This is a genomic window from Ewingella sp. CoE-038-23 (assembly GCF_040419245.1).
Classification (GTDB): domain Bacteria; phylum Pseudomonadota; class Gammaproteobacteria; order Enterobacterales; family Enterobacteriaceae; genus Ewingella; species Ewingella allii.
In genome coordinates this window covers 104,031-129,697 of the sequence record NZ_JAZHOH010000001.1, presented here as the reverse complement: position 1 = coordinate 129,697, position 25,667 = coordinate 104,031, and the positions used below count along the sequence as shown (strand labels likewise).

The following is a 25,667-nucleotide window of genomic DNA, read 5'->3' as shown; positions in this document are numbered from 1 at the left end:
TCAGCGAATTTTGAGATATATATCCGACTTTTTGTTCACTGTTCTTCTTTTCTGGAGGCACTTCAATGCTTAAGCGTCATCTGACGTTATCCCTGCTGGCTTCGCTGGTTGCCGTCTCGGCCCACGCGTCACAGGTTGATCTTCGCATCATGGAAACCACCGACTTACACAGCAACATGATGGACTTCGACTACTACAAAGATAAGCCGACGGACAAATTCGGGCTGGTGCGCACCGCCAGCCTGATCCACGCGGCGCGGGGCGAAGTCACTAACTCCGTGCTGGTCGACAATGGCGACGTGATTCAGGGCAGCCCGCTGGGCGACTATATGGCGGCGAAGGGCTTGAACAAGGGCGACATACATCCCGTCTATAAAGCCATGAATACGCTGGACTACGTGGTCGGCAACTTGGGCAACCACGAGTTCAACTACGGGCTGGAGTACCTGCAAAAAGCCATTGCCGGGGCGAAATTCCCTTATGTGAATGCCAACGTCATCGACAGCAAAACCGGCAAGCCGCTGTTCACACCTTTCCTCATCACCGACAACACTGTCAAAGACCGCGATGGCAAAACGCACAACCTGCGCATTGGCTATATCGGCTTTGTGCCGCCGCAAATCATGGTGTGGGATAAGGCCAACCTGCAAGGCAAAGTGACCGTCGCCGACATCACCGAAACCGCCAAAAAGTGGGTGCCAGAGATGCGTAAGCAAGGCGCCGATATTATCGTGGCCATCCCACATTCAGGCCTGTCCGGCGACCCCTACAAAACCATGGCAGAGAACTCGGTCTACTACTTAAGCCAGGTTAAGGGCATCGACGCTATCATGTTCGGCCACGCGCACGCCGTGTTCCCAAGTGAAGATTTCGCCAATATCAAAGGTGCGGACATCAAACAAGGCACCTTAAATGGCGTACCGGCCGTGATGCCGGGCATGTGGGGCGACCACCTCGGCGTGGTTGACATGGTGCTGAACAATAAAGACGGCAAGTGGAGCGTGGAAACGGCTCGCGCCGAAGCCCGGCCAATTTTCGACAAAGCCAGCAAGAAGTCGTTAGCGGCGGAAGACCCGGAGTTAGTGAAAGTGCTGGCCGACGACCACAAGGCCACCCGTGAGTTTGTCAGCAAGCCGGTGGGGAAATCTAACGACAACATGTACAGCTTCTTGTCGCTGATTCAGGATGACCCAACGGTGCAAATCGTCAACAACGCGCAGAAAGCCTATACCGAGCACTTTATTCAGGGCGATCCGGACCTAGCGAACCTGCCGGTGCTCTCCGCCGCCGCGCCGTTCAAAGCCGGTGGCCGCAAGAATGACCCGGCGAGCTTCGTCGAAGTCGAGAAAGGCAATCTGACCTTCCGCAATGCCTCAGACCTGTACCTTTACCCGAACACCCTGGTGGTGATGAAGGTCAGCGGGCAGGAAGTGAAAGACTGGCTGGAGTGCTCCGCCGGGCAGTTCAACCAAATCGACGTCCACAGCAGCAAACCGCAGTCGCTAATTAACTGGGACGGCTTCCGCACCTATAACTTCGACGTGATTGACGGGGTGAATTACCAGATAGACGTCACCCAGCCCGCGCGATATGACGGCGAGTGTACGCTTGTCAATAAAGATGCAGAGCGTATCAAGAACCTGACGTTCAACGGCAAGCCTATCGACCTGAAGGCCACCTTCTTGGTCGCCACCAACAACTACCGCGCCTATGGCGGTAAGTTCGCCGGAACGGGCGATAAGCACATCGCCTTCGCCTCGCCGGATGAAAACCGCTCCGTCGTAGCGGCCTATATCGGCGCTGAAACCCAGAAATCAGGGGCGGTCACGCCAACCGCGGACAACAATTGGCGTTTGGCGCCGATTGTCGCCAGCCAGCCTCTGGACATTCGCTTCGAAACGTCTCCAAGCGAAAAAGCGGCTGAGTTCATCAAAACTCACGCGCAGTACCCGATGACAGCCAAGGGCGCGGATGATGTCGGTTTCGAGGTCTATCAGGTTGACCTGCAAACTCCGCTGAAAAAATAATCAAATCGTTTTGTGAACGCAAAAAAGGGCGCCGAGGCGCCCTTTCTTATCTCTGTAATCTGTCGCGATTACAGGATTTCCAGCAGCTCAACTTCGAAAGTCAGCGCGCTGAATGGCGGGATGGACGCGCCAGCACCGCGTTCGCCGTAAGCCAGCTCATGAGGGATATACAGCTCCCACTTAGAACCGACTGGCATCAGGGTCAGAGCTTCAATCCAGCCAGCGATAACGCCGTTTACCGGGAATTCAGCTGGCTCGCCGCGCTGAACGGAGCTGTCGAACACGGTGCCGTCGATAAGCTTACCAGTGTAGTGAACGCGTACGCGATCCTGACGGCCTGGGATTGGGCCATCGCCTTGTTTGATCACAGAGAATTGCAGACCAGACTCGGTGCTGGTTACGCCTTCACGCTGAGCGTTGGCAGTCAGGAACTCTTGTCCTTCAACCGCCAGAGCTTCTTGACGTTGACGACGCACAGCGTCAGCGCGCTCGTGAACTTCACGCAGAGCACGGTGAACGACGTCAACAGGAACTGCTGGCGTATTCCCTTCCAGCGCATCGCGTAAGCCTGCCAGCAATGCGTCAGGCTCTAAACCTTGTAAACCTGATTCTTGCAATTGTTGACCAACTTGCAAGCCGATACCGTAGCTTGCCTGCGCTTCAACGCTTTCAAATGAAGGGGTTGTCATGAAGTTTCCTTAAATTCTTAAAAAGTCGAAAACGCAGCATAACAGTGTGCGGCTTTTGGGTAAAATTCTCTATGAAGTGGCATGACATCGGCCCGGCATTTTCCTAGATAGGACATGGTTTATTCCGCTAATTCTCTGCAAAGGCATCGTTTGCGTGCTATTTGTGCGTTGTTCCTTTCCGCATCAAGCAGTTAACCAGCTATACTTAGCGGGAAAATCCGACAGAATAATCGGGTATGATTTTTGTTCTGTTAAATCCAGAAGTCGTGCGTTTTAAGCGTAAGAAAGAGAGGTTGTCATGGGCCGAATCCCGCCCAGGAGAAGGAAAGCCATCCGTATGTATCAACCCATGTTGAGATCCTGGATTGCCATTATGAAAAGACCGATGCGTAACGCTACGCCGCAGTCTGAAAGCGATGAATCGCAAGAGCTGCCGCCGCAGAAGCCGTCACTGGTGAGCAAAGCCAAGGCGCTGGGGCATAAAGTCTGGCATATGAGTGATAATTTTCACTGGATGTCACCTCTGCCTTACGCGCACCGCCGCTGGATACTTCTTAGCGCGCTGATCGTGGTGCTGGCGCTGTTATGGCCTTATTCACCGCCGAACACCTATACCCCTTCCCAGCCGCAGCAGCCGACATCCATTCCGATGCAAGCTGACCTGCGAAACGACCAAGGGCGCACCACCCAGCGGGCTGTGCCGCAACAGCAAGAGATTCAACCTCAACAGCAGGCGGCCACTGAGCCGCCTCAGCCTGTCGTACAGGACAACTGGCAGAGCTACAGCGTGAAGCCGGGTCAAACCATGGCACAGCTGTTCCGCGACAATAATCTGGCGGTTAACGATGTGTTCGCGATGGCACAGGTGGAAGGCAGCCAAAAGCCGCTGAGTAACTTGAAGGCGGGGCAGGAAGTGAAGATTCAGCGCAATGCGCAGGGCGCGGTGACGTCGCTACAAATCACCACCGAGCAGAATACGACGGTACTCTTTACTCGTCAGGCAGATGGGACATATCAGCGCAGCCGTTAATTCGCGCTTTCAATTTTTGCTTCTCTAAAAAGCAAAACGCCGGCACTAGGCCGGCGTCTCACAGGTTAACCTCAGCGTTATTACGCTTCAGCAACCACAACTACGTTCAGTTTAGCGAATACGTCGCTGTGTACCTGGAACTCAACTTCGTGTTCACCAGTGGTACGCAGAACGCCATTCGGCAAACGAACTTCGCTTTTAGCAACTTCAACGCCAGCAGCAGTAACGGCATCAGCGATATCGCGAGTACCGATAGAGCCGAACAGTTTACCTTCGTCGCCTGCTTTAGACGCGATGGTGACTGAACCCAGTTCGTTGATTTTAGTTGCGCGAGCTTCAGCAGCGCTCAGAACGTCAGCCAGTTTGGCTTCCAGATCTGCACGACGTGCTTCGAAGAACTCAACGTTTTTCTTGGTAGCAGGAACAGCTTTGCCCTGTGGTACCAGGAAGTTACGAGCATAGCCCGCTTTAACGTTAACTTGATCACCCAGGCTACCCAGGTTTGCTACTTTATCAAGCAGAATAACTTGCATTACCTTATCCTCTCAAAGTCGTTAATGGACAGTTGCCGATTACTGATGACGATCAGTGTATGGCAACAGAGAAAGGTAGCGAGCGCGCTTGATGCAACGAGCGAGCTGACGCTGGTATTTTGCACGAGTACCGGTGATACGGCTCGGGACAATTTTACCGCTTTCGGTAATGTAGTTTTTCAGCGTAGCGATGTCTTTGTAATCAATCTCTACAACGCCTTCCGCGGTGAAACGGCAGAACTTGCGACGACGGAAATAACGTGCCATTAGGCTAGTCTCCAGAATCTATCAAATCAATCTGCTCGGCATGTAACACCACTTTGTTCAGTCCATTGCGCCCTTGATGGCAACTAATGAATCCGGAAACAGTGAGTTGCGTGCCGACCGTTATACTGTGAGTTAATGCTTGTGACGCTTGTCCACTGACAACGATGGGCATTCTGCACCATGCTTGTCGGTTAAATCCGGCTTCCTCCTGCTGCGAGCGGTGCTCTAGCACAAACTGGCAGTGGGGTATCCCGGAAGGACTCACTTTACGAATGGGTGCCTTGCACACTGTGCCGGACAACACCAGACGATTCGCCGTCACGGCAATTACTCTTCAGAATCCCCAGCTTCAGAATCATCATTAGCTTCGGCGAAATCTTCACGACGCTCACGGCGCTCGTCTTTCGCTTTAACCATTGGTGAAGCTTCAGTTACCGCGTGTTTTGTACGCATAACCATGCTACGGATAACGGCGTCGTTGAAGCGGAAGTTAGTTTCCAGCTCATCGATCGCTTCCTGCGGAGCTTCAACGTTCAGCAGAACGTAGTGAGCTTTGTGCAGTTTGTTGATCGGGTAAGCCAGTTGACGGCGGCCCCAGTCTTCCAGACGGTGAATCTGACCAGCAGCGTTAGTGATTACAGCACTGTAACGCTCGATCATGCCCGGAACCTGTTCGCTTTGGTCAGGGTGAACCATAAAAACGATTTCGTAATGACGCATCGAATTGCTCCTTACGGATTATTCAGCCTCCTGTCAGGGTCAACCGCGGCCCATGGAAGCAAGGAACGTGTTTGTTGTGCGGTCGAAAAAATGACGCGCAATTATATGTACAGCCAGCGGAAAACTCAAGGAATAAGGCTGATTAATTCTCAGCCTTTGAAAATACGGGCATTAAAGCTGGCGCTCGAAGAAGGCAACCGTCTCATTGAGGGCATAAACGCTGACTTTATGCGTGGCGGCAGGCTCGGCAACAAAGGTCAGGTTCGACCCGTGTCCGCAGGCAATAATGTCTTGACGCAGGCGCAGGCTGTCGGCAAAGGGCACCACGTCATCTTGCTCGCCGTGCCAGATAAACAGAGGTCTATCCGCTATCTGTGCCACTTTGTCACTGACGTCCCAACTCAGGAGCGGCGCGTGATGCTGGCGGAAAGCCTCAAGCTGCTCGGCATCTTCCTGCTGATAATTGGGATAGAGCGTGGCAGATAACGTCGAGAAGTAGCCAGAGCCCATCAAGCACGCCGCCACTTTCACCCAAGGGAAGCGCACCAGCGACGCCAGCGTGGTCATGCCGCCCATCGACACGCCGCCTACCGCCAAACGCTCGGCATCCGCCAGGCCGCGGGCGACAAACGAATCCTTCAGCGTCTCAAGCTCATCAACATTATTTTGCAGAATGCGCCAGAAACTGGCGAGACGCTTCGGCTCATCGCCATCGACGCGCGCGCCGTGCAGCAGAGCATCCGGCAAAATCACGCGATACCCCGCTTTCGCCAGCGTGTAGCCAAAGTAGGAGTAAATTTCTTTTGAAGAGAGGAAACCGTGATAGAAGAAAATGGTGGGCAGCTGCGCACGGTACTGGCCGGAAGGAACGGCGTGGATCAGCTGAATGCCTTCCACCTCCTCTTGATACATCTCAACCATCTGATTCACTCCCTTAAATAATGGCGATAAGGCGAAAACCCTCGCAAGGCCTCTATTTTAGCCGCCTCAACAAAAGCTACCACTGGCTTTTTGGCATGATTTATAACCAAGAATAAAATCGCGAACTAAGTTAAATATAAATTTCCATGATTTAGATCAAATTTTAGTGAAACAAATCCTTACATTATGGAACTAATCATTTCTCAGCTTTAGCCGTTACTGCGCTATTCAAAAAATAAACGGAAATGACTATGAAAACGGCTAAGCCTTTCTTTTTTCGCAGTTGGAGTATTGGCGCAAAGCTCGCCAGCTGCGCTTCGGCACTGGTAGGGATCCTATTTATCATTATCACCCTTTCTCTGGCCCAATCGGCAGGTAAGCAGATCAACACGCTGGCGATACAGGCGATCAATGAACAGGTCACTGGCGTGGTGGATATGATTGAAATCTATAACAATAGTTTGAATGCGCAGGTCGACAGTTATACGCGCCTTTTCAGCCGATTCCTGCCCTCCGACTTTGAACTTGATAGCCAAAACCCCCTGAAAGTGGGCGACCAGCTGGCACCCACGCTAAAGGCTGGCGGTCAGGTGCTCAACCTGAATACGCAGTTACCTGACGATTTCCTCGAACGCACTGGCGCGATTTCCACCATTTTCGCCCGGCGCGGCAATGACTTCATTCGCATCACCACCTCGCTTAAAAAGCAGGACGGCAGTCGCGCCATGGGCACGCTGCTTGACCCGACCGCCCCGGCATATCGGCAAATCATGGCGGGCCAGTCCTTTAGCGGGCTGGCAACGCTGTTCGGCAAGCAATACATCACCAAGTATCAGCCGGTGCGCGATGCCCAGGGTGGCGTGATCGGCATTCTGTTTGTCGGGGTGGATATCACCAAACAATTTGCCGATATGCGCAGTAAGATTTTGGCTAAACGCATTGGCGCCAAAGGAGAATTCTTCGCGCTGAACAGCGCCGAAGGGAAAAATCTGGGTAACTATCTCATTGATGCACATCGCGAAGGCCAGCGCCCAGCGTGGCCGGAAGGCATGCTGCAGAAAGTAATAAGCCAGCAGCACGGCGAGCAGGAGTATATCGACACCGAAACCCATCGTTCACAATTTATGGTGTACACCAGCATCCCCGAATGGCACTGGATTGTGGCGGGCACCACCGACAGAGACAGTCTGGTTGAAAAGGTCGATCAGACTCGCAACCAGTTCATTGTCATCAGTCTGCTGGCCCTCGCCGCCTTTGCCGTGCTGTTTGTCTGGCTAACCAAAAGAATGGTCAGCCAGCCGTTGAATCAGGTGGTGAAAATCGCCGAGCAGTACGCCAGTGGTAACTTGCTGGCCCGAGCGCAGACTCAGCGGATTGATGAAATTGGCGCGCTGATGAATGCCATCGACGGCATTGGCAACGGGCTGGAGAAAATCGTCGCGGAGGTTCGCCAAGTTTCGGTGGAAGTCAGCGAAAGCACTCAAAGTCTGGCTTCCAACGGCGGCAAGATAACCCAGCAGATTGGCACGCAGGCCAGCAGTTTGGAAGAAACCTCGGCCAGCATGGAGCAGATCACCGGCAATGTGCAGCACAACGCCGACAACGCCTCTCAGGCGGCACGACTGGTGCAGCAGACGGCAGAGGCCGCCACGGCGGGCGAAGATGCCGTCAGGCAGTCCGCAGAGAGCATGGCGGCCATCGAGCACTCGTCGAAGCGCATTGCGGATATCACTACGGTCATCGAGAGCATTGCCTTCCAGACCAATATTCTGGCGCTGAACGCCGCCGTAGAAGCCGCCCGCGCGGGCGAACAGGGTCGCGGGTTTGCCGTGGTCGCCGCCGAAGTCCGCGCTCTGGCGCAGCGCAGCTCCAATGCGGTGAAAGAGATTGAGACGCTGGTCAACGACTCTTTGCAGAAGGTCGACGACGGCCAGCACAGCGCGCGTAAAACGCAGGCCACTATGAGCGATATCTTGCGGGGCATTCGTCAAGTGAGCGCCCTGATGCATGACATTGACGTGGCTTCTCACGAGCAGTCGGCGGGCATTTCCCAAGTCAATGTGGCGATTATGCAGATTGGCAAAGCCACGCAGGAGAACGCCATGCTGGTTGAGCATTCTCACCAGACCACCGAGTCGCTCAGCGAGCAGGGTGAGCACTTGTCGCGCGTTGTCAGCCTGTTCAAGATAAGTTCCTAAAAGTGCGATCTCTGGCGAGGGGTGACGTAGCGCCTCTCGCCAGACTCCTCGGCGAAGGGCTACACTGAGGCTATCGCCGATATTTTGGACACTCCCATGAAAACGCCTCCCCTGATTGCCCTGTTTTTTGTTGTCGCCCTCGGCGGCTGTAGCAGCCTGACGCAAACCACGCCGGTTCCGCCACCGGCCCTCACCGCCAAGGCGCAGGAAATCACCCGCGCGCAAACATCCACCCTGACCAAAATGGGCAGCATTACGGTGGAAGTGATCGGCAGCCCGATGGACGCCGAAGCCGCCGTGCAGCGCAAGGCGGATGCCCAAGGCGCGCGTTACTATGTGATCATGTTTAACAGCGAAACCATCGTGCCGGGCCGCTGGTATTCACAGGCTATTCTGTACCGCTAAACGCTACTCCGCCCCTATGGCGCGGTTAAGCAACTGCTGGCACAGGCGCTCTGAAAGCAGGCTTTCGCCGCGCTCGTCTAAGGTCATTTGGCACCAGGCATCGGCAATCGGCGGCGGGGAAAACTCCAACATCTGCGCGGCAGTAAACAGATTAAATAGCTGCGAAGTCAGCCAGCGCGCCTGCGCTTCATCGGGAGAACGCAGCCTTTGCAGCAACTGTCGCGCGGCGCGGTCAAACCAGCGATTCTGCCCGCGAGACTGATGTAAAAACTGCTGCACCAGCTCGCCGCTGTCGGGCACTTTCTTCAGGGTTCTCAGTACGTCAAGGCACATGATATTGCCAGAGCCTTCCCAAATGCTGTTGACCGGCATCTCGCGATACAGGCGCGGCAGCTCGTTCTCTTCGCAATACCCCACGCCGCCCAGCGTCTCCATGGCTTCGGCCACAAAAGGCATGCCCTGTCGGCACACTTCAAACTTGGCCGCGGGCGTCAGCAGGCGATACAGCACCTGCTCGCTAACACTCTCCGCCGCGCCGCTGGCGGCCGCCAGCCGCAGCAAAATTTGGGTTTGCCCTTCAAGGCGCAGCGCCATGCGGCTCACCACTTGGCGCATCATCGGCTGATCCACCAGCGACTTACCAAACGCCTGCCGCTGGAACACATGGTAAAGCGAAACAGACAGCGCCCGGCGCATCATGCCGTGGCTGCCCAAGGCGCAGTCAAAGCGCGTCTGGCCGCCCATCTTGAGGATATGGCGAACGCCGTCACCCTCCTCCCCCAGCAGCCAGCCGGTGGCGTTTTGGAACTCCACCTCGCTGCTGGCGTTGGAGCGATTGCCCAGCTTGTCTTTCAGGCGCTCGATGCGCACCGCGTTGCGCTGCCCGTCGGGCAAGACGCGGGGTAGGAAGAAGCACGACAGCCCGCCGTCGGCTTGGGCCAGCACCAAGTGAGCATCACTCTGCGGCACGGAGAAAAACCACTTATGCCCGACCAGCCGATACGCCTCGCCGGGGCCGCGCGAGGCCAGCGGCGTCGCCTTAGTGGTGTTGCTCAGCACGTCCGAGCCGCCCTGCTTTTCGGTCATCCCCATGCCAATCAGCACGCCCTTCTTCTGGTCGCCGGGCAGCAAATGAGGGTCATAGCGATCAGAAAGCAGCGGCGTGAGCCACTGCTTGAACTCGGCGGGCAGGGTTTTCTTGAGCAGCGGGATCGCGCCAAAGGTCATGGTTATCGGGCAGAGCGTGCCCGCCTCCACCTGCGCGTGAAGCAGAAAACGCGCCGCGCGCGCCACCGAGGAGCCAATCCGCGCCTCATCCTCCCACGGTAGGTTATGCACGCGATTGGCAATCAATCCTTGCATCAGCAGGTGCCACGCGGGGTGAAAGCGCACCTCGTCCAGCCGCTCGCCGGTCGGGTCATAGCGCAAAAGCTCGGGCGGGTTAACATTGGCCAGTCGCCCAAGCTCCAGCGACTCGGCCGAACCCAGCTGTTGACCAAGGGAGGCCAGCACGTCGGCGTCCCAGCCGGCATGGTGTCGGCTTACCGCTTCGCGCAGAGGGGAGTCAGAAAGGAATAAATTGCTGTTGCTGAGCGGCTTCGGCTGATTAAAAACTCGATGGGTTTGCCAGTCCATAATGTTCTCCATGACTGTAAAAGGGCCACGTCGTGATGGGATCAAGTATGGTAAAAATCGGGGAATTAACCGGCGGGTAGATCACAAAGGCAGGAATGCAAAACGGGAGCCTGTTGGCTCCCGTTTAATTATCAAAGACTTAATCCGAAAGATTAGGCTTTAAGCGCGCGCTGGCGCACAGCTTCGAACAAGCAGACGCCAGTCGCCACTGACACGTTCAGAGAAGAGACGGAACCGGCCATTGGGATGCTGATCAGCTCGTCGCAGTGTTCGCGAGTCAGGCGGCGCATACCTTCGCCTTCGGCACCCATCACCAGCGCCATTGGGCCGGTCATTTTGCTCTGATACAGGTTGTGGTCGGCTTCACCGGCGGTGCCGACGATCCAGACATTGTGCTCCTGCAACACGCGCAGGGTGCGTGCCAGGTTGGTCACGTTGATCAATGGCACGTTCTCTGCCGCGCCGCTGGCGACTTTCTTCGCCGTGGCGTTTAGCTTGGCAGAACGGTCACGAGGAACAATCACCGCGTGAACGCCCGCCGCGTCAGCGGTACGCAGGCAAGCACCCAGGTTGTGCGGGTCAGTCACGCCGTCCAGCACCAGCAGGAATGGGCTGTCGAGGCTTTCAAGCAGCGCAGGAAGATCATTCTCCTGATACTGACGCCCTTCGCGCACGCGGGCGATAATGCCCTGATGCACCGCACCTTCGGACTTCTCATCCAGCCATTGACGGTTTGCCACCTGAATCACAATGCCGCTGGCTTCCAGCTCATCGATCAAGGGTTTCAGGCGTTTGTCGTCACGGCCTTTCAGGATGAAAACTTCCAGAAAGCGCTGCGGATCGTTGTCGAGTAAGGCTTTAACGGAGTGAATACCGTAGATAATTTCGCTCATGATGCTCTTTAAAATAGACTTGCGGACAGCATGCTGTCCGCAATTAAACATTAAACAAGGTTGCGGGCGATTCTATCACCCGTCCGGCTAGCTGTCAGACTGCTTTTTCTTTGCGCGCTTGGCTTTGGTGGCGGCGGCAATTTTCTGCGTTTTGTCAGAAGGCTTTTTGGCCTTCTTCGGCTTACCGTCTTTGCCCGTCGCCCCTTTAACAGCCCCTTTATCTACAGGGGCTACAGCGGCATCTTTCGCGGCTTTTTTCGAACGCGCGGGTTTGGCTGGCTTACCGTCTTCTTTGCGGAAAGCGCTGTCCGGCTCGAAATTCACCCCTTTCTTGCCCGTGCGGCGGCGACCGCCGTTGGCCGGGCCGGTTGGGCGCATGGCGCGTTCACCCGGTTTCTTCGCACGGTCGCGGGCAGTTTTACCTTCGCCACGCGGTTTGCGCGTGCTGGACACCAGAGCAAAGTCGATTTTGCGCTCGTCCATGTGCACAGCTTCAACGCGGATTTCGACGGTATCGCCCAAGCGATAAACCATGCCGGAGGACTCACCAATCAAACGCTGACCGATGTTGTCGTAACGGTAATAGTCATTATCCAGCGTGGAGACGTGCACCAGCCCATCGATGAACAGGTCGTTGAGGCGCACGAAGAAGCCGAAGCCGGTGACGCTGGCGATTATGCCGTTAAACACTTCACCCACGTGGTCTTGCATGAAGTCACACTTCAGCCAATCGGCCACGTTACGCGTTGCTTCATCCGCGCGGCGCTCGGCCATCGAGCAGTGCTCGCCCAGTTGCAGCATGTCTTCGTAATCACTGTGCCAGCCGCCGGTTGGCGTCCAGCGCTCTTTCAGCGTGCCGTGCTCTTTCGCCAGCAGGTACTTAATCGCACGGTGCAGCGCCAGGTCAGGGTAGCGACGAATTGGCGACGTAAAGTGACCATAAGATTGCAGCGCCAGACCGAAGTGACCGCGGTTTTCCGGATCATAAATCGCCTGCTTCATTGAACGCAGCAGCATGGTTTGCAGCATTTCGCGGTCAGGGCGATCCGCCAGCTCATCCATGATTTGCGCGTAATCTTTCGGCTCAGGCTTCATGCCGCCGCCCATCACCAGGCCTAACTCACCCAGCACGCTTTTCAGCGCGGAGATGTGGTCGTCGCTTGGACGGTCGTGGACGCGGAACAGCGCCGGCTCGTTGTGCTTCTCAACAAAGCGCGCGGCGGCGATGTTCGCCAAAATCATGCACTCTTCGATCAATTTGTGGGCATCGTTACGCACGGTCGGCTCGACGCGCTCGATACGGCGCTCAGCGTTGAAGATAAACTTGGCTTCTTCCGTTTCGAAGGCAATACCGCCACGCTCTGCACGCGCCTGATCCAGCACTTTATACATGGTGTGCAGCTCTTGCAGGTGTTTCACCAGCGGGCTGTACTGCTCGCGCAGCTCTTCGTCGCCGTCGATGATGCGCCAGACTTTGTTGTAGGTCAGGCGAGCATGGGAGCTCATCACCGCTTCATAGAATTTCGAGCCGGTCAGCTTGCCCTGCGCGGAGATGGTCATCTCGCAGACCATACACAGACGGTCAACCTGCGGGTTGAGCGAGCACAGGCCGTTGGACAGCACTTCCGGCAACATTGGCACAACCTGCGACGGGAAGTAGACAGAGGTCGCGCGGCTGCGCGCTTCGTCGTCCAGCGCGGTGCCGTGACGCACGTAATAGCTGACATCGGCGATAGCCACCCAGAGACGCCAACCGCCACCGCGTTTTTTCTCGCAGTATACGGCGTCATCGAAGTCGCGGGCGTCTTCCCCATCAATGGTGACCAGCGGCAATTTGCGTAAATCGACGCGGCCTTTTTTAGCCTCTTCCGGCACCTGCTCGCTCAGGCCTTCAACCTGCTTGAGCACCTGCGGCGGCCAGACGTGAGGGATTTCATGAGTACGCAGCGCGATATCCACCGCCATGCTGGTGCCCATTTTGTCGCCCAGCACTTCAACAATTTTCCCCACGGCTTTGGTGCGGCGCGTTGGGCGCTGGGTCAGCTCGACCACCACCATATAGCCCATGCGCGCGCCGTTAATGGCGTCGGCTGGGATCAGGATGTCGAAGCTTAAACGGCTGTCGTCCGGCACCACAAAGCCTGCACCGGCGTCGGTGAAGTAGCGGCCAACGATTTGGCTAGTTTTCGGTACCACCACGCGCACGATACGGGCTTCGCGACGACCTTTACGGTCAGTGCCGATAGGCTGCGCCAGCACCACGTCGCCGTGGATGCACATTTTCATCTGTTCGGCAGAGAGGTAAACGTCGTCCTTTTTCACGCCTTCGAGGCGCAAGAAGCCGTAACCATCGCGGTGGCCAATGACCGTGCCTTTCAGCAGGTCCAGGCGCTCTGGCAGTGCGTAACACTGGCGGCGAGTAAAGACTAGCTGGCCATCACGCTCCATGGCGCGCAGACGGCGGCGCAGTGCTTCCAGCGCTTCTTCGCCGGATAAATTCAGTTCATTGCCAAGCTCTTCGCGGCTGGCAGGGGTTTCACGTTTAGCGAGATGTTCAAGAATAAATTCACGACTTGGAATAGGTGATTCGTACTTCTCTGCTTCTCGTTCCAGGAATGGATCTTGTGACATAGCGGTTCCTCCGTTGTCATCAGCAGTTTGTTGAAACTCTTTCATTCAACAAGCAATAATTTGTAGAGCGATGAATTGTCTTTGACCATGTCAGCCAAAGTATATTGATTCAGCTCATCAAGAAAATGTTCTACAGCAGTGTGTAATACCTGCTTAAGTCGGCACGCTGGCGTGATGTGGCAGAAATCTTGGGCGCAGTTCACCAGCGTCAAAGGTTCAAGCTCACGCACTACGTCGCCAATAAGGATAGTTTCTGCCGGCTTACCCAGCTTAATCCCACCGTTCTTACCCCGCACGGCTGTGACCAATCCAGCCCGGCTTAACTGATTGATGATTTTCACCATATGGTTACGCGATACACCATAAACCTCGGTGACCTGTGAAATATTGGTCATCTGATCATCTGGCAGTGCCGCCATGTAAATCAGTGCCCGCAAACCATAATCAGTAAAACTCGTTAACTGCACACATACCTCTGGGTAGTAGTTTACCCGTTCTTTCTCTTTCGACGATGACAACAGGGTTAAGAAGATTATTTAAATTAGCGTGTTGATGATAAACCAGCGATGAAGTTCGCGGCTAATCATTTAGATAGTGGATGGTTTATGAGAAGTACACAAGCATAGGCGGGCAGAAAAACTTTACTCTATACAACAAAACCGGGCACAAGGCCCGGTTTGGATTTCATTGCGGCGTTAGCAGCAAACAGCCGGGCTGTTATGCGTCAAACGGGTCGCGCAGGATCATGGTTTCGCTACGATCCGGACCAGTCGAAATGATGTCGATTGGCACTTCAGTCAACTCTTCGATGCGTTTGATGTAGTCCAGCGCCGCCTGTGGCAGCTTGTCTACTTGCTTCACGCCGAAGGTGGTTTCTGTCCAGCCAGGCATGGTTTCGTAGATTGGCTCAATGCCTTCCCAGCCTTCTGCTGCCAGCGGGGTGGTGGTCATTTCGCGGCCATCTGGCATACGGTAACCGATGCACAGTTTGACTTCTTTCAGGCCATCCAGCACGTCCAGCTTGGTCAAGCAGAAGCCAGACAGGGAGTTGATCTGCACAGCACGGCGTACCGCAACGATGTCCAACCAGCCACAACGACGGCTACGGCCAGTGGTAGCGCCAAATTCGTTACCTTGCTTACGCAGGTACTCGCCAGTTTCATCGAACAGTTCAGTAGGGAACGGACCTGCCCCCACGCGAGTGGAGTAGGCTTTAACGATACCCAGAACGTAATCAACGTAACGTGGACCAATACCAGAACCGGTAGCAACGCCGCCAGCCGTGGTGTTAGAAGAGGTCACGTATGGATAAGTACCGTGGTCGATGTCCAGCAAGGTGCCTTGTGCGCCTTCGAACATGATCAGGTCGCCACGCTTACGCGCGCCATCCAGCAGTTCAGACACGTCAACAACCATTCCGGTCAGGATGTCAGCGATAGCCATCACGTCGTCCAGAGTCTTCTGGTAATCAACGGCTTCTACTTTGTAGTAGTTCACTAACTGGAAGTTGTGATAATCGATGATTTCTTTCAGCTTGATCGCGAAAGTTTCTTTGTTGAAGAGATCACCTACGCGCAGACCGCGACGAGCAACTTTATCTTCATAAGCAGGGCCGATACCACGACCGGTGGTGCCGATAGCTTTATCGCCACGCGCTTTTTCGCGCGCCATGTCCAGAGCGACATGGTAAGGCAGGATCAGCGGGCAGGCTTCAGACAGTAACAGACGTTCGCGTACAGGGATGCCACGAGCTTCAAGCTGGCCCATTTCTTTCATTAAGGCGTCAGGCGCCAGTACAACACCGTTGCCGATGATGCTGGTGACGTTTTCACGCAAAATGCCAGAAGGAATTAAATGAAGAACGGTTTTTTCACCGTTAATAACCAGAGTATGACCAGCGTTGTGACCGCCCTGATAGCGCACAACATATTTAGCCCGTTCGGTCAGCAGGTCGACGACCTTGCCCTTCCCTTCGTCACCCCATTGAGTGCCGAGTACGACGACGTTCTTACCCATCTCAAGAATCACCAGGTTGCTTAAAAAAGGATTCTAACATCTCAATCCGCGGTTTCCAGCACTTTTAGTATACGATTGCGTGAAATTTTTCCATTTCCTGCTACGCGCCAAATTCAAAAGTGACGCAGGTTAGTCACAAATCTTTAGCCACCGGCCTGATTCCGCAACATGTAGTAAATAACGAAGCCGGCAACCACAAGAGCGCCGCCAAAACGCCGTAAAACGCTATCGGGCAACTGGGTCATAGATTGAATCATTTTTCGCCATCCTTTTGGGTAAAGCATCGGTCCTAACCCTTCCAGAACCAGAACTAACCCCAGCGCTAACCAAATGCTCGAATTCATTTTTGCTCTTTTCTCAGTGAATTTACTGGCTCATATAACACAAAAGGCCCCGTTAAGGGCCTTTTGATTATCAGCAAAACCTGATTATTTGGTTTTATCTGGAGACTTCATGAAGCGGAAGAAATCGTTGTCCGGGCTCATCACCATGACATCGTTACCGCTGCTGAAGCTCTCTTCGTAAGCACGCAGGCTACGAATGAAGGCGTAGAAGTCTGGATCCTGACTGAAGGCATCAGCAAACAGCTTAGCGGCTTCTGCATCACCCTCACCGCGAGTGATACGCGCAGTACGCTCAGCTTCGGCAACAGTACGGGTTCTCTCGTAGTCAGCCGTTGCGCGCAGTTTTTCAGCTTCTTCCAAACCTTGGGAGATGTGGCGCAATGCAACCGCGTTACGTTCAGCACGCATACGGTCGTAAATGGCGCTCGACACTTCCTGTGGCAAGTTAATTTGCTTCAAACGCACGTCGATAACCTGAATACCCAACGCTGCCATACTGTTTGGATTCACCGCAGGCTGTTCGCCGCTGGTTTCACGCTCAACGCGTTTAGCTACCGAGGCAATCGCATCATCAGCTTCGGTGGTCGCTTCAACTTCTTCAGCAGAACCGTTGTTCAGCGCGTCGCGAACGTCCAGCGTCAGACGGCCACGTGAGTCAGTCACGATGTCTTTAACATCCAAACGACCGATTTCAGAACGCAGACGGTCACTCAGTTTACGTTTCAGCAGCACTTCTGCCTGAGAGACGTCGCCGCCGCCCGTTGCCAGATAGTAACGGCTGAAATCGCTGATACGCCATTTCAGGTATGAGTCAACGATCAGGTCTTTCTTCTCGCTGGTCACGAAACGGTCAGCCTGGTTATCCATGGTCTGGATACGCGCGTCGAGGGTTTTCACCGACTCAACAAAAGGTACTTTAAAGTGCAGGCCTGGCTCATAAACCAAAGGTTTATTTTCGCTATCACGAAGAACCTTGCCGAAACGCAGCACGATACCGCGCTCGCCTTCCTGAACCACAAACAGTGATGCATAAAGCGCCACCAGCACCACAACGACGATAAGTAAAAATGACTTACGCATTGTTATTCTCTCCCTACGCGAAGTGTATCGTCACGCTGTGCATCAGCACGGCGTTGGTCCATGACACTGCCAGACGAACGGGAACCGCTGTTATTGGCACTGCTGTTCACACTGTTCAGTGAACTTGAAGATCTAGGAGGCAGAAGCCCACCCTGATCACTTCCTTTTGATGCAGCTGCGTTGCCGCCGCGCATAATTTGGTCCAGAGGCAACATCATCAGATTGTTGCTCTTGTCGTTAACCAAGATTTTACGAGTATGGCTAAGGACGTTCTGCATGGTTTCGATATAAAGACGCTCGCGGGTAATTTCCGGCGCAGCTTTATATTCAGGCAGCAGCTTGGCGAAACGAGCCACTTCACCCTGTGCTTCCAGAACCGTACGGTCTTTATAGGCTTTAGCATCTTCCAGCTTACGCTGTGCTTCACCGTTTGCCTGAGGCTGGATCTGGTTAGCGTAGGCTTCTGCTTCACGAATAGACTGCTGCTCTTTCTCACGGGCGGCGATGGCGTTATCGAAAGCCGCTTTCACTTCTTCCGGTGGACGCGCGGTCTGGAAGTTGACGTCCTGAACCGTGATACCCATTTTGTATGGACGAATGGTTTCTTCCAATACGCGTTGGGTGTCGCTACGCACCGTGGTACGGCCTTCAGTCAGGATTTTATCCATCGTGTACTTACCGATCACGCCACGCAGCGCACTGTCAGTTGCCTGACTCAGGCTGTCGTCAGCATTAGCTACGCTGAACAGGTAAGCTTCCGGATCGGTAACGCGATACTGAACGTTCATCTCGACGCGCACGACGTTCTCGTCGGAGGTCAGCATGACGCCAGATGCCGCCAATTCACGCACGGATTCGACGTTAACAGCACGAACCTGATCGATGAAGGTTGGTTTCCAGTTCAGACCAGGCTGGACCAGATGGCTAAACTTACCGAAACGCGTCACAACGCCGCGCTCCGCTTCTTTAATCGTGTAGAAACCGCTGGCGGCCCAGATAACGACCACGGCCACCACGGCGATACCGATAATACGACCGCTTAGGCTGTTTTGCGGACTAGAACCATTGCCGGTTCCATTGCCATTGCCCGAGCCTTTTCCACCGAAACCACCCAGCTTTTTGCTGAGTTTACGGAAGATATCATCGAGGTCAGGCGGGCCCTGTTCGCGGCCACCTTTGTTGTTATTACCACCAGAATTATTTCCACCAGAGTTGCCGCTATTGTTGCTGCTGCCCCAGGGGTCGCGGTCCTGTCCGTTATTACCGGGCTGATTCCACGCCATGTTATAGCTCCATTATTCTATGATTGGTGTTCTTCAGGCCAAATCAGACAGGTTCTGGTTGCGGACATAACCACTCAGTGCCTGTTCTTGTTTGCAGAGGCGGTTCCAGTCAACAATGGGCATTCGCACCATAAGACCGATACTTCCATCCTCTTCAATCCATTCTTTTTCAATAGCCTGAAGCTGGTAAAAACGGCTACGAAGGCGGCCTGCCTCCGGTGGTAAACGCAATTCATGCTGCGCTATTTCACCAGAAAGACGCTCCGTCAATGCCTGAAATAACAACGGGATACCTTCACCGGTCACGGCTGAAAGCCAGACCCTGATCGGTAAATTCTCATCGTTGCGGTCGATACGCGGGACAAAGTCATCCAACATATCTATTTTATTCATCACTAACAGCACAGGGATATCATCTGCTTCAATCTCTGCTAGCACCGTATTCACCGCGTCGATATTTTCCTCAACGCGAATATCCGCTGCGTCTATCACATGCATTAGCAGAGTTGCCTGTCGGGTTTCCTGCAATGTCGCTTTAAAAGCGGCGACTAAATCATGGGGCAGGTGACGAATAAACCCTACGGTATCCGCCAGCACTGTTTCGCCGACATCTGCGACCGAAATGCGTCGGACTGTCGGGTCTAGCGTGGCGAACAACTGATCGGCCACAAACACGTCGGCCTCAGTAATACGGTTGAACAGCGTTGATTTGCCGGCGTTGGTATAACCGACGAGCGAAACAGTGGGGATATCGGCACGAATACGCGCCCGACGGCCTTGTTCACGCTGCTTGGCGACTTTCTCAAGTCGGCTGAGGATAAGCGTTATCCTGTCGCGTAATAAACGACGGTCGGTTTCGAGCTGGGTTTCACCCGGCCCACGAGCACCAATACCGCCACCTTGACGCTCAAGGTGTGTCCAGCCGCGAACCAATCGGGTAGCAATGTGGCGTAATTGCGCCAATTCTACTTGTAATTTACCTTCATGGGTTCGAGCACGCTGGGCAAAAATATCTAAAATTAATCCGGTACGATCGACCACGCGACATTCGCACAGTGCTTCCAGGTTTCTCTCCTGGCCAGGTGTAAGTGCATGATCAAACAGGATAACAGACGCGCCAGTTGCTTTAACTGCGTCTGCAATTTCTTGGGCCTTTCCTTCACCGACAAAGTATTTAGGGTGTGGAGCCTTACGGCTACCTGTGACGACTTGTAACGCCTCAACACCTGCAGAAGATACCAGCGATTCGAATTCGCTCAGGTCTTCCGTGTCTTTGTCTCGCGAGAAATAGATATGAACCAGTACGGCCTGCTCACCGGCTTCATAACGGTCAAACAAGCTTGTGACCTCTCATTTGGGGAAAAACCGCCAGCCAGGGGCACATAAGCGTAATCGGAAGACTTATGAGCCCCATCGTGGTCAACCAGCTATGCGCCTTATTCAGCGTCATCGCTGTCCTGCTGCGGCTGTTGCGGCGCAGAAGAAGTACTACCTTGGTGATAATTACTGCCGCCACCACTGCTTGGATTATTACTATGGTGAGAAACCGGGCGGGAAGGCACCACGGTGGAGATAGCGTGTTTATACACCATCTGGCTTACCGTGTTCTTTAACAGAATGACAAACTGATCAAAAGACTCAATCTGGCCTTGCAGCTTAATACCATTCACCAAATAAATAGAAACCGGAACACGTTCACGACGCAATGCGTTCAGGAACGGATCTTGCAAAGATTGCCCCTTAGCCATTCTATCTTTTCCTTATTAGTTTGTTGTTCGTAACTTTGAGCCTATTGGCTCGAAAATAAAACACATCAAAAATTTGCGCGCTGAGTACTAATCAATTGTACACAATCACCCAACCTATGCACTAACAACCTGAATTACACGGCTTAAGGCTTCGTCTGGCTTTTCTGTGTCCAGCCATTCAACCCCCTCCCAGCCACGCAACCAAGTCATCTGACGTTTGGCTAGCTGTCGAGTCGCGCAAACACCACGATAAACCATTTCATCGTAGTCGGTTTCACCAGAAAGATATGACCACATCTGGCGATACCCCACACAACGAATGGAAGGCAAATCCGTATGCAAATCGCCACGAGCTTTCAGCGTTCTGACTTCGTCTTCAAAACCATTCAATAGCATCTGACTAAAGCGCTGTTCAATACGTTCATGTAACAATTCACGACGCGTTGGGGCAATCGCAAATTGATGCACGTGATAAGGCAGCGTTTCACCCGAAATTTTAGTCAGTTCGGTTAAAGTTTTACCCGAAATAAAAAAAACTTCCAGTGCTCTGGACAGTCTCTGTGGATCATTCGGATGAATTCGCAAAGCGGCAACCGGATCTATCTCGCGTAACTGCGCATGCAAAGACTCCCAACCTGACTCCGCCGCCTGCGCTTCAATGCGCTGGCGAACGTCAGCATCAGCCGGAGGTAATGGCGATAAGCCCTCTAATAATGCTTTGAAATACATCATGGTCCCGCCCACTAACAGCGGAATTTTGTTACGCGCGGTGATCTCGGCCATTTCGCGCAAAGCGTCTGCGCGGAAGTCAGCAGCAGAATAGGCTTCACTCGGGTCGAGAATATCGATTAATCGATGCGGCGCGTGACTCAGTTCTTCCGCCGTCGGTTTCGCGGTGCCGACATCCATTCCCCGGTAAATCAGTGCGGAATCCACGCTGATAAGTTCGACGGGAAGATGCTCGAGTAAAGACATCGCGAGCGCTGTTTTGCCGGAAGCCGTTGGCCCCATAATAAAGATAGCTGGGGGTGCAGAATGTATATTCAAGTCAGTCATGCTTAAAAGCCGCCAGGGCGGGCTGTAAATCAACAGGTTGCAGGAGACCGGACGGAGGTGATTTCACCAATTGGGGGCAAAGTCGCTCGACATCCGTGAGTAATTGTATGGCCTGAGCAATGGTCCAGACTTCATGATCGCTACCAATATGGCGGGCAAACCACATGGCTACCGCATCAGAAGTCGCCTCCTGCTGAACAGCAAGGTAGCCTAACAGGTCAGGTATCAACTTTTGTAAATTTTGTTGGCGTAAAGGTAAAGGTACCGCGCGCAAGGTCACACGCTGGTGATCAACCCCCATCTCTATGCCGAATTTCTGCAGCAGGGCCTGATAGCGAGCAAGGGTGGCGCTCTCTTCTTTATTTATTTGCAGCTTCAAGGGGATAAGCAGTGGTTGTGGGCGTAAGCCCTCTTCCGTCGGCGTCAGCTGTGCCCTTTTCAACCAGCGTTCAGCAACCGGCAGTGATAACAATGCCAACTGCTTGCCCCGTTCGAGCAGGGCGTATTCCGGCGCGCAGACGGTCAGCACGCGCCCAAAGCTTTGGCTATGGGACTCCAGTGCAGGCTCGGCGGGCTGATTATGCGACACTTTAGGCTGAGCCGCTGGCGCAGGTTCGTTGGCGTGTAAGGCTTCGGCGGTGGTTTGCAACAAACGCTGGTACACCTCGCCCTGTGGCGGACTGTAAGTCGGTTTGTCTTCTTTAAATAGCTGCTCGCGCGGCTGGCTGACTCGCGACGTGGCCGGGAAGACATTCTCTCGAGGCGCTTTTGGCGCAGCATCACGCTTGGCGGCTGGCTGTGAGAAGTGATTGCCCCCCGCCGCCTGCCGGTTCTCCGGCTGCCAGCGCGGCAGTTCATCTTCCACGCCGTCTTCGTCTACGTTCGGCTGGGCGACTAATTCTGGCTTGGCCGCCTGCTGCAATACCGTCATCACAGCCTGATAGATAAAGTCATGTACCAGACGCGACTGGTGGAAACGTACTTCATGCTTGGCGGGGTGAACGTTGACGTCCACCTGATGAGGATCGACATCCAGATAGAGCACGTAAGCGGGCTGCTGATCGTCTTTCAACTGATCCTGATACGCCTGACGGATCGCGTGATTTATCAGGCGATCCTTCATCATGCGGTTATTCACATAACAATATTGCATGTCAGTCAGGCTGCGAGAGCCCGCCGGATCGGCAACCCAGCCGCGAATGCCTAAATCGCCGTGTTCCCATTTCACTTCCAGCGCGTGTTGGACAAAGGTCTGCGAGCAGATGCTTGCCAGACGGCGTGAAGATTGCGCCGGGTCTGTCACGGCGCGATATTGACGAATCAGCTTGCCGTTGTGGCTCAGGTTTATGGCGACGTCGAAACGCGCCAGCGCGATGCGGCGCACCACTTCATCAATATGGGTGAATTCGGTTTTTTCGGTGCGCATGAACTTGCGTCGGGCGGGCGTGTTGTAAAACAGGTCGAGCACTTCGACCGTCGAGCCTTGAGGGTGCGCGGCAGGTTTTACCGTCACCGCCATATCGCGCCCTTCGGCATAGGCCTGCCAGGCTTCTGGCTGCGCCGCCGTACGCGAGGTGAGCATCAGGCGCGATACCGAGCTAATACTGGCCAATGCTTCGCCGCGAAAACCTAAACTAATGATGGCTTCGAGGTCATCCAGACAGCTAATTTTACTGGTGGCGTGGCGCGCCAACGCCAGCGCCAACTCATCTTTACCAATGCCGCAGCCGTTGTCGCGAATGCGGATGAGCTTGGCACCGCCGCGATCGATATCAATATCGATGCGGGTAGCGCCCGCGTCCAGACTGTTCTCGACAAGCTCTTTCACTACCGAAGCCGGTCTTTCGACAACCTCACCAGCCGCAATCTGGTTAGCTAACTGCGGCGGCAGAACCTGAATCGGCATGGCAGCTCCTGTAAGCGACGTTACAACCCGTGACGCATGGCCGGGTTATGACTGCGGAATAGTTAATGTTTGGCCAAGCTGAACTTCGCCGGACTTCATGTGATTCGCCGTTTTGATGTCATTCATGCTGACACCGTACTTGGATGCTATAGCGGATAGCGTATCGCCGCGAGTCACTTTATGCTTTGCCGCTTTTTTCTTAACGGCAGCGGTTTTGGTACTGTTTGGCGAAACCGCCTTGGTACCCGCAGGCACTTTCAGACGCTGCCCGACCCAAACACCGTCTTTCTTCAATTTGTTCATATCACTCAAGGCTTTCGGCGTGGTGCCGTAGCGATTGGCGATGCCCGTTAAGGTTTCGCCGCGCTTAACCTGGTGAATCTGCGTTGCCCCGGCCGATGCCGCCGTGGCTTCAACTGGGCCAGGCTGGCTCATCGAGCTGTTAGCAGCCCTGTTGCCTGAATCAACCGCCGTTGCTGAGGCCAGCAACGGTCGGTTTTCGACCTTTGGGCCGGATTGCAACGGATGCGACAGGAAGTAATTACGCAGGCCGGAATAGATGGCCTGAGCAATTTTATCCTGATACGCGCTGCTTCCAAGCAGCCGCTCCTCATTCGCATTACTGATAAAGCCGGTTTCTACCAGCAGGGAAGGAATATCCGGCGAGCGCAATACGCCAAGGCTGGCGTGCTCTGGCTTGGCTTTGTGCAACTTGCCGACGTGGCGCAGCTGAAGCAAGACTTTAGAGGCGACGTCATAACCCACGCGTTGCGAATGGCCGAACTGTAAATCCAGCACTGCTTGGCTTAAGTAAGGGTCAGCCGCCGTATTTGCCAGCATGTCACCCGCGCCGCCTAACAGCTCGGACTGCTTCTCGTGCTGTTCCAGCCAGTTACCCATTTCGCTATTTGCGCGGCGGTTAGACAGCACCCAGACGGATGCCCCTGTCGCGCTGCGGTTCGGCGCGGCGTCCGCGTGAATAGAAACCAGCACGTTAGCGCCTTTTTTACGCGCCACGTCCGAACGGCCCATGACAGAAATGAAGTAGTCGCCATCGCGGGTCATTGCCGGTTTGAACATCGGGTCGGCATTGAGCTTGGCTTCAAGCTTGCGCGCAATGGCAATAGTGACGTTTTTCTCTTTCAGGCCATTGCTGCCGATGGCGCCTGGATCTTGGCCGCCGTGACCGGCGTCAATCGCCACAATCACCTGATTATCACTGGTGGTGCCGCGCGTGCGCGGGGTCGGCGTATTATCGGATGCCGGGCCGCTGGTGACTGCCGTCAGCTTGTTGCCATCAAACGGGTTAGCGCCATTGTTCGCCGGAGTCGGAGCCGGAGCTCTGTTTGGCGAAGGCGTCGAGGTCACAGTATCAATAGGCGCCGCGCGCTTGGTTGGCGTTCCCGCCGCCGTCATGGTGAACACCACCTGATTCTGCTGGGTGACGGCATTGGTGCGGACTTTTTGCGTTAATTCAAACACTAAACGCTGGCTCTGGGCGTCCTGTGCATTGCTCGAACGCACGCGCTTCACCAAGTTTTGACCATTAAAGTTGAGCGGCAGCCCTTTCATGACACCGCTTTGCTTAACGTCTATCACCACACGTTCTGGGTTATGCAGTGGGAAAAAAGCGTAATCAGGCTTACCGTCAAAGGTGATGGTAATGGTCGATTGGGTTGACCCATTGGACACATTGATGTTTTTCATGCCAGCGGCCAAGGCTGGCGAAAGGGAAACGGTAGCAAAAAGCGCTAATGACGCTAAAAAAAGCGTTGTCCTGAGGAAGCATGTTTTGAGGCTCTGAGTCATCGCGTGCTCATCCTTGCTGTTGTACCAGATGCAATAAACTCAGACCTAAATCAGATACTGCGTTAATCGTGGCTTTGCGCTGATCACCCTGATATTCAAGGGTTAATTCAATGTCTGGGGCAGGTAAAACGCCAGCGCCCTGCTGCGGCCACTCGACCAAACAAATTGCGTCTTGCGCGAAGTAATCGCGGATCCCCATAAACTCGAGTTCTTCCGGGTCAGCCAGACGATACAAGTCAAAATGGTAGACCGCAATCGGCTCAAGCTGATAAGGCTCCACCAAAGTATAGGTTGGGCTTTTAACATTTCCATGATGACCAAGGGCTTGCAGGAACCCCCGGCTAAAGGTGGTTTTCCCGGCACCTAAATCACCAAACAGGTGAATAACCGTGGAACCCTTGCACGCATTGGCAAGGGTAGCACCTAATTTCAGCGTCGCCGCTTCGTCCGGCAGAGAGATAAATAATTGATTCATT

The 25,667-nt window shown here is 54.3% G+C and carries 24 protein-coding genes; 4 read left to right on the top strand and 20 right to left on the bottom strand.

The genetic code is table 11. The annotated features are described in order from the left end of the window. Positions 1–65: 65 nt before the first annotated feature. Positions 66–2,027 carry a bifunctional 2',3'-cyclic-nucleotide 2'-phosphodiesterase/3'-nucleotidase gene (locus V2154_RS00655; RefSeq protein ID WP_353500654.1) on the top strand — a complete coding sequence of 654 codons (1,962 nt, stop codon included), beginning with the start codon at positions 66–68 and terminating at the stop codon, positions 2,025–2,027. Between the two features lie 68 nt (positions 2,028–2,095). Here V2154_RS00655 and bamJ read toward each other — a convergent pair whose 3' ends face one another. Continuing rightward, positions 2,096–2,716, bottom strand: a complete 621-nt coding sequence (bamJ, locus tag V2154_RS00650) for a BamJ family beta-barrel-assembly machinery protein (protein ID WP_353500653.1) — start codon at positions 2,714–2,716, stop codon at positions 2,096–2,098. Positions 2,717–3,014: 298 nt separating this feature from the next. Between bamJ and V2154_RS00645 the strand changes: the two genes are divergently transcribed. Then, positions 3,015–3,746 (top strand): OapA family protein, encoded by a 732-nt coding sequence (locus V2154_RS00645; protein WP_353500652.1) that lies wholly within the window; start codon positions 3,015–3,017, stop codon positions 3,744–3,746. Positions 3,747–3,826: 80 nt separating this feature from the next. On the opposite strand, the gene rplI is transcribed toward V2154_RS00645, so the two are convergent. The 5 genes from rplI to yjfP all read right to left on the bottom strand — a co-directional run bounded on the left by rplI (position 3,827) and on the right by yjfP (position 6,187). Continuing rightward, on the bottom strand, positions 3,827–4,279 hold the full coding sequence (gene rplI / locus V2154_RS00640; protein WP_100938242.1) for a 50S ribosomal protein L9: 453 nt from the start codon (positions 4,277–4,279) through the stop codon (positions 3,827–3,829). A gap of 39 nt (positions 4,280–4,318) precedes the next feature. Next, positions 4,319–4,546, bottom strand: a complete 228-nt coding sequence (gene rpsR, locus V2154_RS00635) for a 30S ribosomal protein S18 (protein ID WP_002210155.1) — start codon at positions 4,544–4,546, stop codon at positions 4,319–4,321. Between the two features lie 4 nt (positions 4,547–4,550). Next, on the bottom strand, positions 4,551–4,868 hold the full coding sequence (priB, locus tag V2154_RS00630) for a primosomal replication protein N (protein WP_353500651.1): 318 nt from the start codon (positions 4,866–4,868) through the stop codon (positions 4,551–4,553). Positions 4,869–4,873: 5 nt separating this feature from the next. Further along, positions 4,874–5,266: a 30S ribosomal protein S6 gene (gene rpsF, locus V2154_RS00625; RefSeq protein ID WP_017492198.1), complete on the bottom strand. Its 393-nt coding sequence runs from the start codon at positions 5,264–5,266 to the stop codon at positions 4,874–4,876. Between the two features lie 171 nt (positions 5,267–5,437). After that, complete coding sequence (gene yjfP / locus V2154_RS00620; protein ID WP_353500650.1) at positions 5,438–6,187, bottom strand: esterase; 750 nt, start codon at positions 6,185–6,187, stop codon at positions 5,438–5,440. Positions 6,188–6,438: 251 nt separating this feature from the next. Between yjfP and V2154_RS00615 the strand changes: the two genes are divergently transcribed. Together V2154_RS00615 and bsmA are read left to right on the top strand one after the other, a co-directional pair. Next, on the top strand, positions 6,439–8,385 hold the full coding sequence (locus tag V2154_RS00615; RefSeq protein WP_353500649.1) for a methyl-accepting chemotaxis protein: 1,947 nt from the start codon (positions 6,439–6,441) through the stop codon (positions 8,383–8,385). 96 nt (positions 8,386–8,481) lie between these two features. Further along, a complete protein-coding gene (gene bsmA / locus V2154_RS00610; protein ID WP_353500648.1) occupies positions 8,482–8,790 on the top strand; it encodes a biofilm peroxide resistance protein BsmA in 309 nt (102 codons plus the stop codon). 3 nt (positions 8,791–8,793) lie between these two features. On the opposite strand, the gene V2154_RS00605 is transcribed toward bsmA, so the two are convergent. The 14 genes from V2154_RS00605 to tsaE all read right to left on the bottom strand — a co-directional run bounded on the left by V2154_RS00605 (position 8,794) and on the right by tsaE (position 25,666). After that, a complete protein-coding gene (locus V2154_RS00605) occupies positions 8,794–10,425 on the bottom strand; it encodes an isovaleryl-CoA dehydrogenase (protein ID WP_353500647.1) in 1,632 nt (543 codons plus the stop codon). A gap of 152 nt (positions 10,426–10,577) precedes the next feature. Beyond that, positions 10,578–11,318, bottom strand: coding sequence for a 23S rRNA (guanosine(2251)-2'-O)-methyltransferase RlmB (gene rlmB, locus V2154_RS00600; RefSeq protein WP_034795179.1), 741 nt, complete (start codon positions 11,316–11,318; stop codon positions 10,578–10,580). 87 nt (positions 11,319–11,405) lie between these two features. Then, positions 11,406–13,949 (bottom strand): ribonuclease R, encoded by a 2,544-nt coding sequence (rnr, locus tag V2154_RS00595; protein ID WP_353500646.1) that lies wholly within the window; start codon positions 13,947–13,949, stop codon positions 11,406–11,408. 41 nt (positions 13,950–13,990) lie between these two features. Further along, entirely contained in the window at positions 13,991–14,416 is a 426-nt protein-coding gene (gene nsrR, locus V2154_RS00590) for a nitric oxide-sensing transcriptional repressor NsrR (protein ID WP_034795174.1), read from the bottom strand. 250 nt (positions 14,417–14,666) lie between these two features. Further along, positions 14,667–15,965 carry an adenylosuccinate synthase gene (locus tag V2154_RS00585; RefSeq protein ID WP_353500645.1) on the bottom strand — a complete coding sequence of 433 codons (1,299 nt, stop codon included), beginning with the start codon at positions 15,963–15,965 and terminating at the stop codon, positions 14,667–14,669. A 143-nt stretch (positions 15,966–16,108) separates the two neighbouring features. Then, on the bottom strand, positions 16,109–16,309 hold the full coding sequence (locus V2154_RS00580; protein WP_353500644.1) for a DUF2065 domain-containing protein: 201 nt from the start codon (positions 16,307–16,309) through the stop codon (positions 16,109–16,111). Between the two features lie 84 nt (positions 16,310–16,393). Further along, positions 16,394–17,389: a protease modulator HflC gene (gene hflC / locus V2154_RS00575; protein ID WP_353500643.1), complete on the bottom strand. Its 996-nt coding sequence runs from the start codon at positions 17,387–17,389 to the stop codon at positions 16,394–16,396. Between the two features lie 2 nt (positions 17,390–17,391). After that, on the bottom strand, positions 17,392–18,672 hold the full coding sequence (gene hflK, locus V2154_RS00570) for an FtsH protease activity modulator HflK (RefSeq protein ID WP_353500642.1): 1,281 nt from the start codon (positions 18,670–18,672) through the stop codon (positions 17,392–17,394). 33 nt (positions 18,673–18,705) lie between these two features. Continuing rightward, positions 18,706–20,010 carry a ribosome rescue GTPase HflX gene (hflX, locus tag V2154_RS00565; RefSeq protein ID WP_034795161.1) on the bottom strand — a complete coding sequence of 435 codons (1,305 nt, stop codon included), beginning with the start codon at positions 20,008–20,010 and terminating at the stop codon, positions 18,706–18,708. Between the two features lie 98 nt (positions 20,011–20,108). After that, positions 20,109–20,420 (bottom strand): RNA chaperone Hfq, encoded by a 312-nt coding sequence (hfq, locus tag V2154_RS00560; RefSeq protein WP_034795158.1) that lies wholly within the window; start codon positions 20,418–20,420, stop codon positions 20,109–20,111. A gap of 114 nt (positions 20,421–20,534) precedes the next feature. Then, positions 20,535–21,476 (bottom strand): tRNA (adenosine(37)-N6)-dimethylallyltransferase MiaA, encoded by a 942-nt coding sequence (gene miaA, locus V2154_RS00555; RefSeq protein ID WP_034795155.1) that lies wholly within the window; start codon positions 21,474–21,476, stop codon positions 20,535–20,537. Beyond that, positions 21,469–23,382 carry a DNA mismatch repair endonuclease MutL gene (gene mutL, locus V2154_RS00550; protein ID WP_353500641.1) on the bottom strand — a complete coding sequence of 638 codons (1,914 nt, stop codon included), beginning with the start codon at positions 23,380–23,382 and terminating at the stop codon, positions 21,469–21,471. The genes miaA and mutL overlap by 8 nt, the downstream gene beginning before the upstream one ends. A gap of 45 nt (positions 23,383–23,427) precedes the next feature. Next, the gene (gene amiB, locus V2154_RS00545; protein WP_353500640.1) at positions 23,428–25,191 is read right to left on the bottom strand and encodes an N-acetylmuramoyl-L-alanine amidase AmiB; all 1,764 of its coding nucleotides are present in this window, start codon (positions 25,189–25,191) and stop codon (positions 23,428–23,430) included. A gap of 7 nt (positions 25,192–25,198) precedes the next feature. Beyond that, complete coding sequence (gene tsaE / locus V2154_RS00540) at positions 25,199–25,666, bottom strand: tRNA (adenosine(37)-N6)-threonylcarbamoyltransferase complex ATPase subunit type 1 TsaE (RefSeq protein ID WP_353500639.1); 468 nt, start codon at positions 25,664–25,666, stop codon at positions 25,199–25,201. Position 25,667: the final 1 nt, after the last annotated feature.

Excerpts from the sequence above, each read along its gene's own strand:
- bamJ (WP_353500653.1), bottom strand. The coding sequence starts at position 2,716 with ATGACAACCCCTTCATTTGAAAGCGTTGAAGCGCAGGCAAGCTACGGT.
- V2154_RS00615 (WP_353500649.1), top strand. The coding sequence starts at position 6,439 with ATGAAAACGGCTAAGCCTTTCTTTTTTCGCAGTTGGAGTATTGGCGCA.
- hfq (WP_034795158.1), bottom strand. The coding sequence starts at position 20,420 with ATGGCTAAGGGGCAATCTTTGCAAGATCCGTTCCTGAACGCATTGCGT.
- rplI (WP_100938242.1), bottom strand. The coding sequence starts at position 4,279 with ATGCAAGTTATTCTGCTTGATAAAGTAGCAAACCTGGGTAGCCTGGGT.
- tsaE (WP_353500639.1), bottom strand. The coding sequence starts at position 25,666 with ATGAATCAATTATTTATCTCTCTGCCGGACGAAGCGGCGACGCTGAAA.
- bsmA (WP_353500648.1), top strand. The coding sequence starts at position 8,482 with ATGAAAACGCCTCCCCTGATTGCCCTGTTTTTTGTTGTCGCCCTCGGC.
- rnr (WP_353500646.1), bottom strand. The coding sequence starts at position 13,949 with ATGTCACAAGATCCATTCCTGGAACGAGAAGCAGAGAAGTACGAATCA.
- V2154_RS00580 (WP_353500644.1), bottom strand. The coding sequence starts at position 16,309 with ATGAATTCGAGCATTTGGTTAGCGCTGGGGTTAGTTCTGGTTCTGGAA.
- amiB (WP_353500640.1), bottom strand. The coding sequence starts at position 25,191 with ATGACTCAGAGCCTCAAAACATGCTTCCTCAGGACAACGCTTTTTTTA.
- miaA (WP_034795155.1), bottom strand. The coding sequence starts at position 21,476 with ATGACTGACTTGAATATACATTCTGCACCCCCAGCTATCTTTATTATG.
- V2154_RS00645 (WP_353500652.1), top strand. The coding sequence starts at position 3,015 with ATGGGCCGAATCCCGCCCAGGAGAAGGAAAGCCATCCGTATGTATCAA.
- hflC (WP_353500643.1), bottom strand. The coding sequence starts at position 17,389 with ATGCGTAAGTCATTTTTACTTATCGTCGTTGTGGTGCTGGTGGCGCTT.
- yjfP (WP_353500650.1), bottom strand. The coding sequence starts at position 6,187 with ATGGTTGAGATGTATCAAGAGGAGGTGGAAGGCATTCAGCTGATCCAC.
- V2154_RS00655 (WP_353500654.1), top strand. The coding sequence starts at position 66 with ATGCTTAAGCGTCATCTGACGTTATCCCTGCTGGCTTCGCTGGTTGCC.
- V2154_RS00585 (WP_353500645.1), bottom strand. The coding sequence starts at position 15,965 with ATGGGTAAGAACGTCGTCGTACTCGGCACTCAATGGGGTGACGAAGGG.
- mutL (WP_353500641.1), bottom strand. The coding sequence starts at position 23,382 with ATGCCGATTCAGGTTCTGCCGCCGCAGTTAGCTAACCAGATTGCGGCT.
- hflK (WP_353500642.1), bottom strand. The coding sequence starts at position 18,672 with ATGGCGTGGAATCAGCCCGGTAATAACGGACAGGACCGCGACCCCTGG.
- rpsR (WP_002210155.1), bottom strand. The coding sequence starts at position 4,546 with ATGGCACGTTATTTCCGTCGTCGCAAGTTCTGCCGTTTCACCGCGGAA.
- rlmB (WP_034795179.1), bottom strand. The coding sequence starts at position 11,318 with ATGAGCGAAATTATCTACGGTATTCACTCCGTTAAAGCCTTACTCGAC.
- V2154_RS00605 (WP_353500647.1), bottom strand. The coding sequence starts at position 10,425 with ATGGACTGGCAAACCCATCGAGTTTTTAATCAGCCGAAGCCGCTCAGC.
- rpsF (WP_017492198.1), bottom strand. The coding sequence starts at position 5,266 with ATGCGTCATTACGAAATCGTTTTTATGGTTCACCCTGACCAAAGCGAA.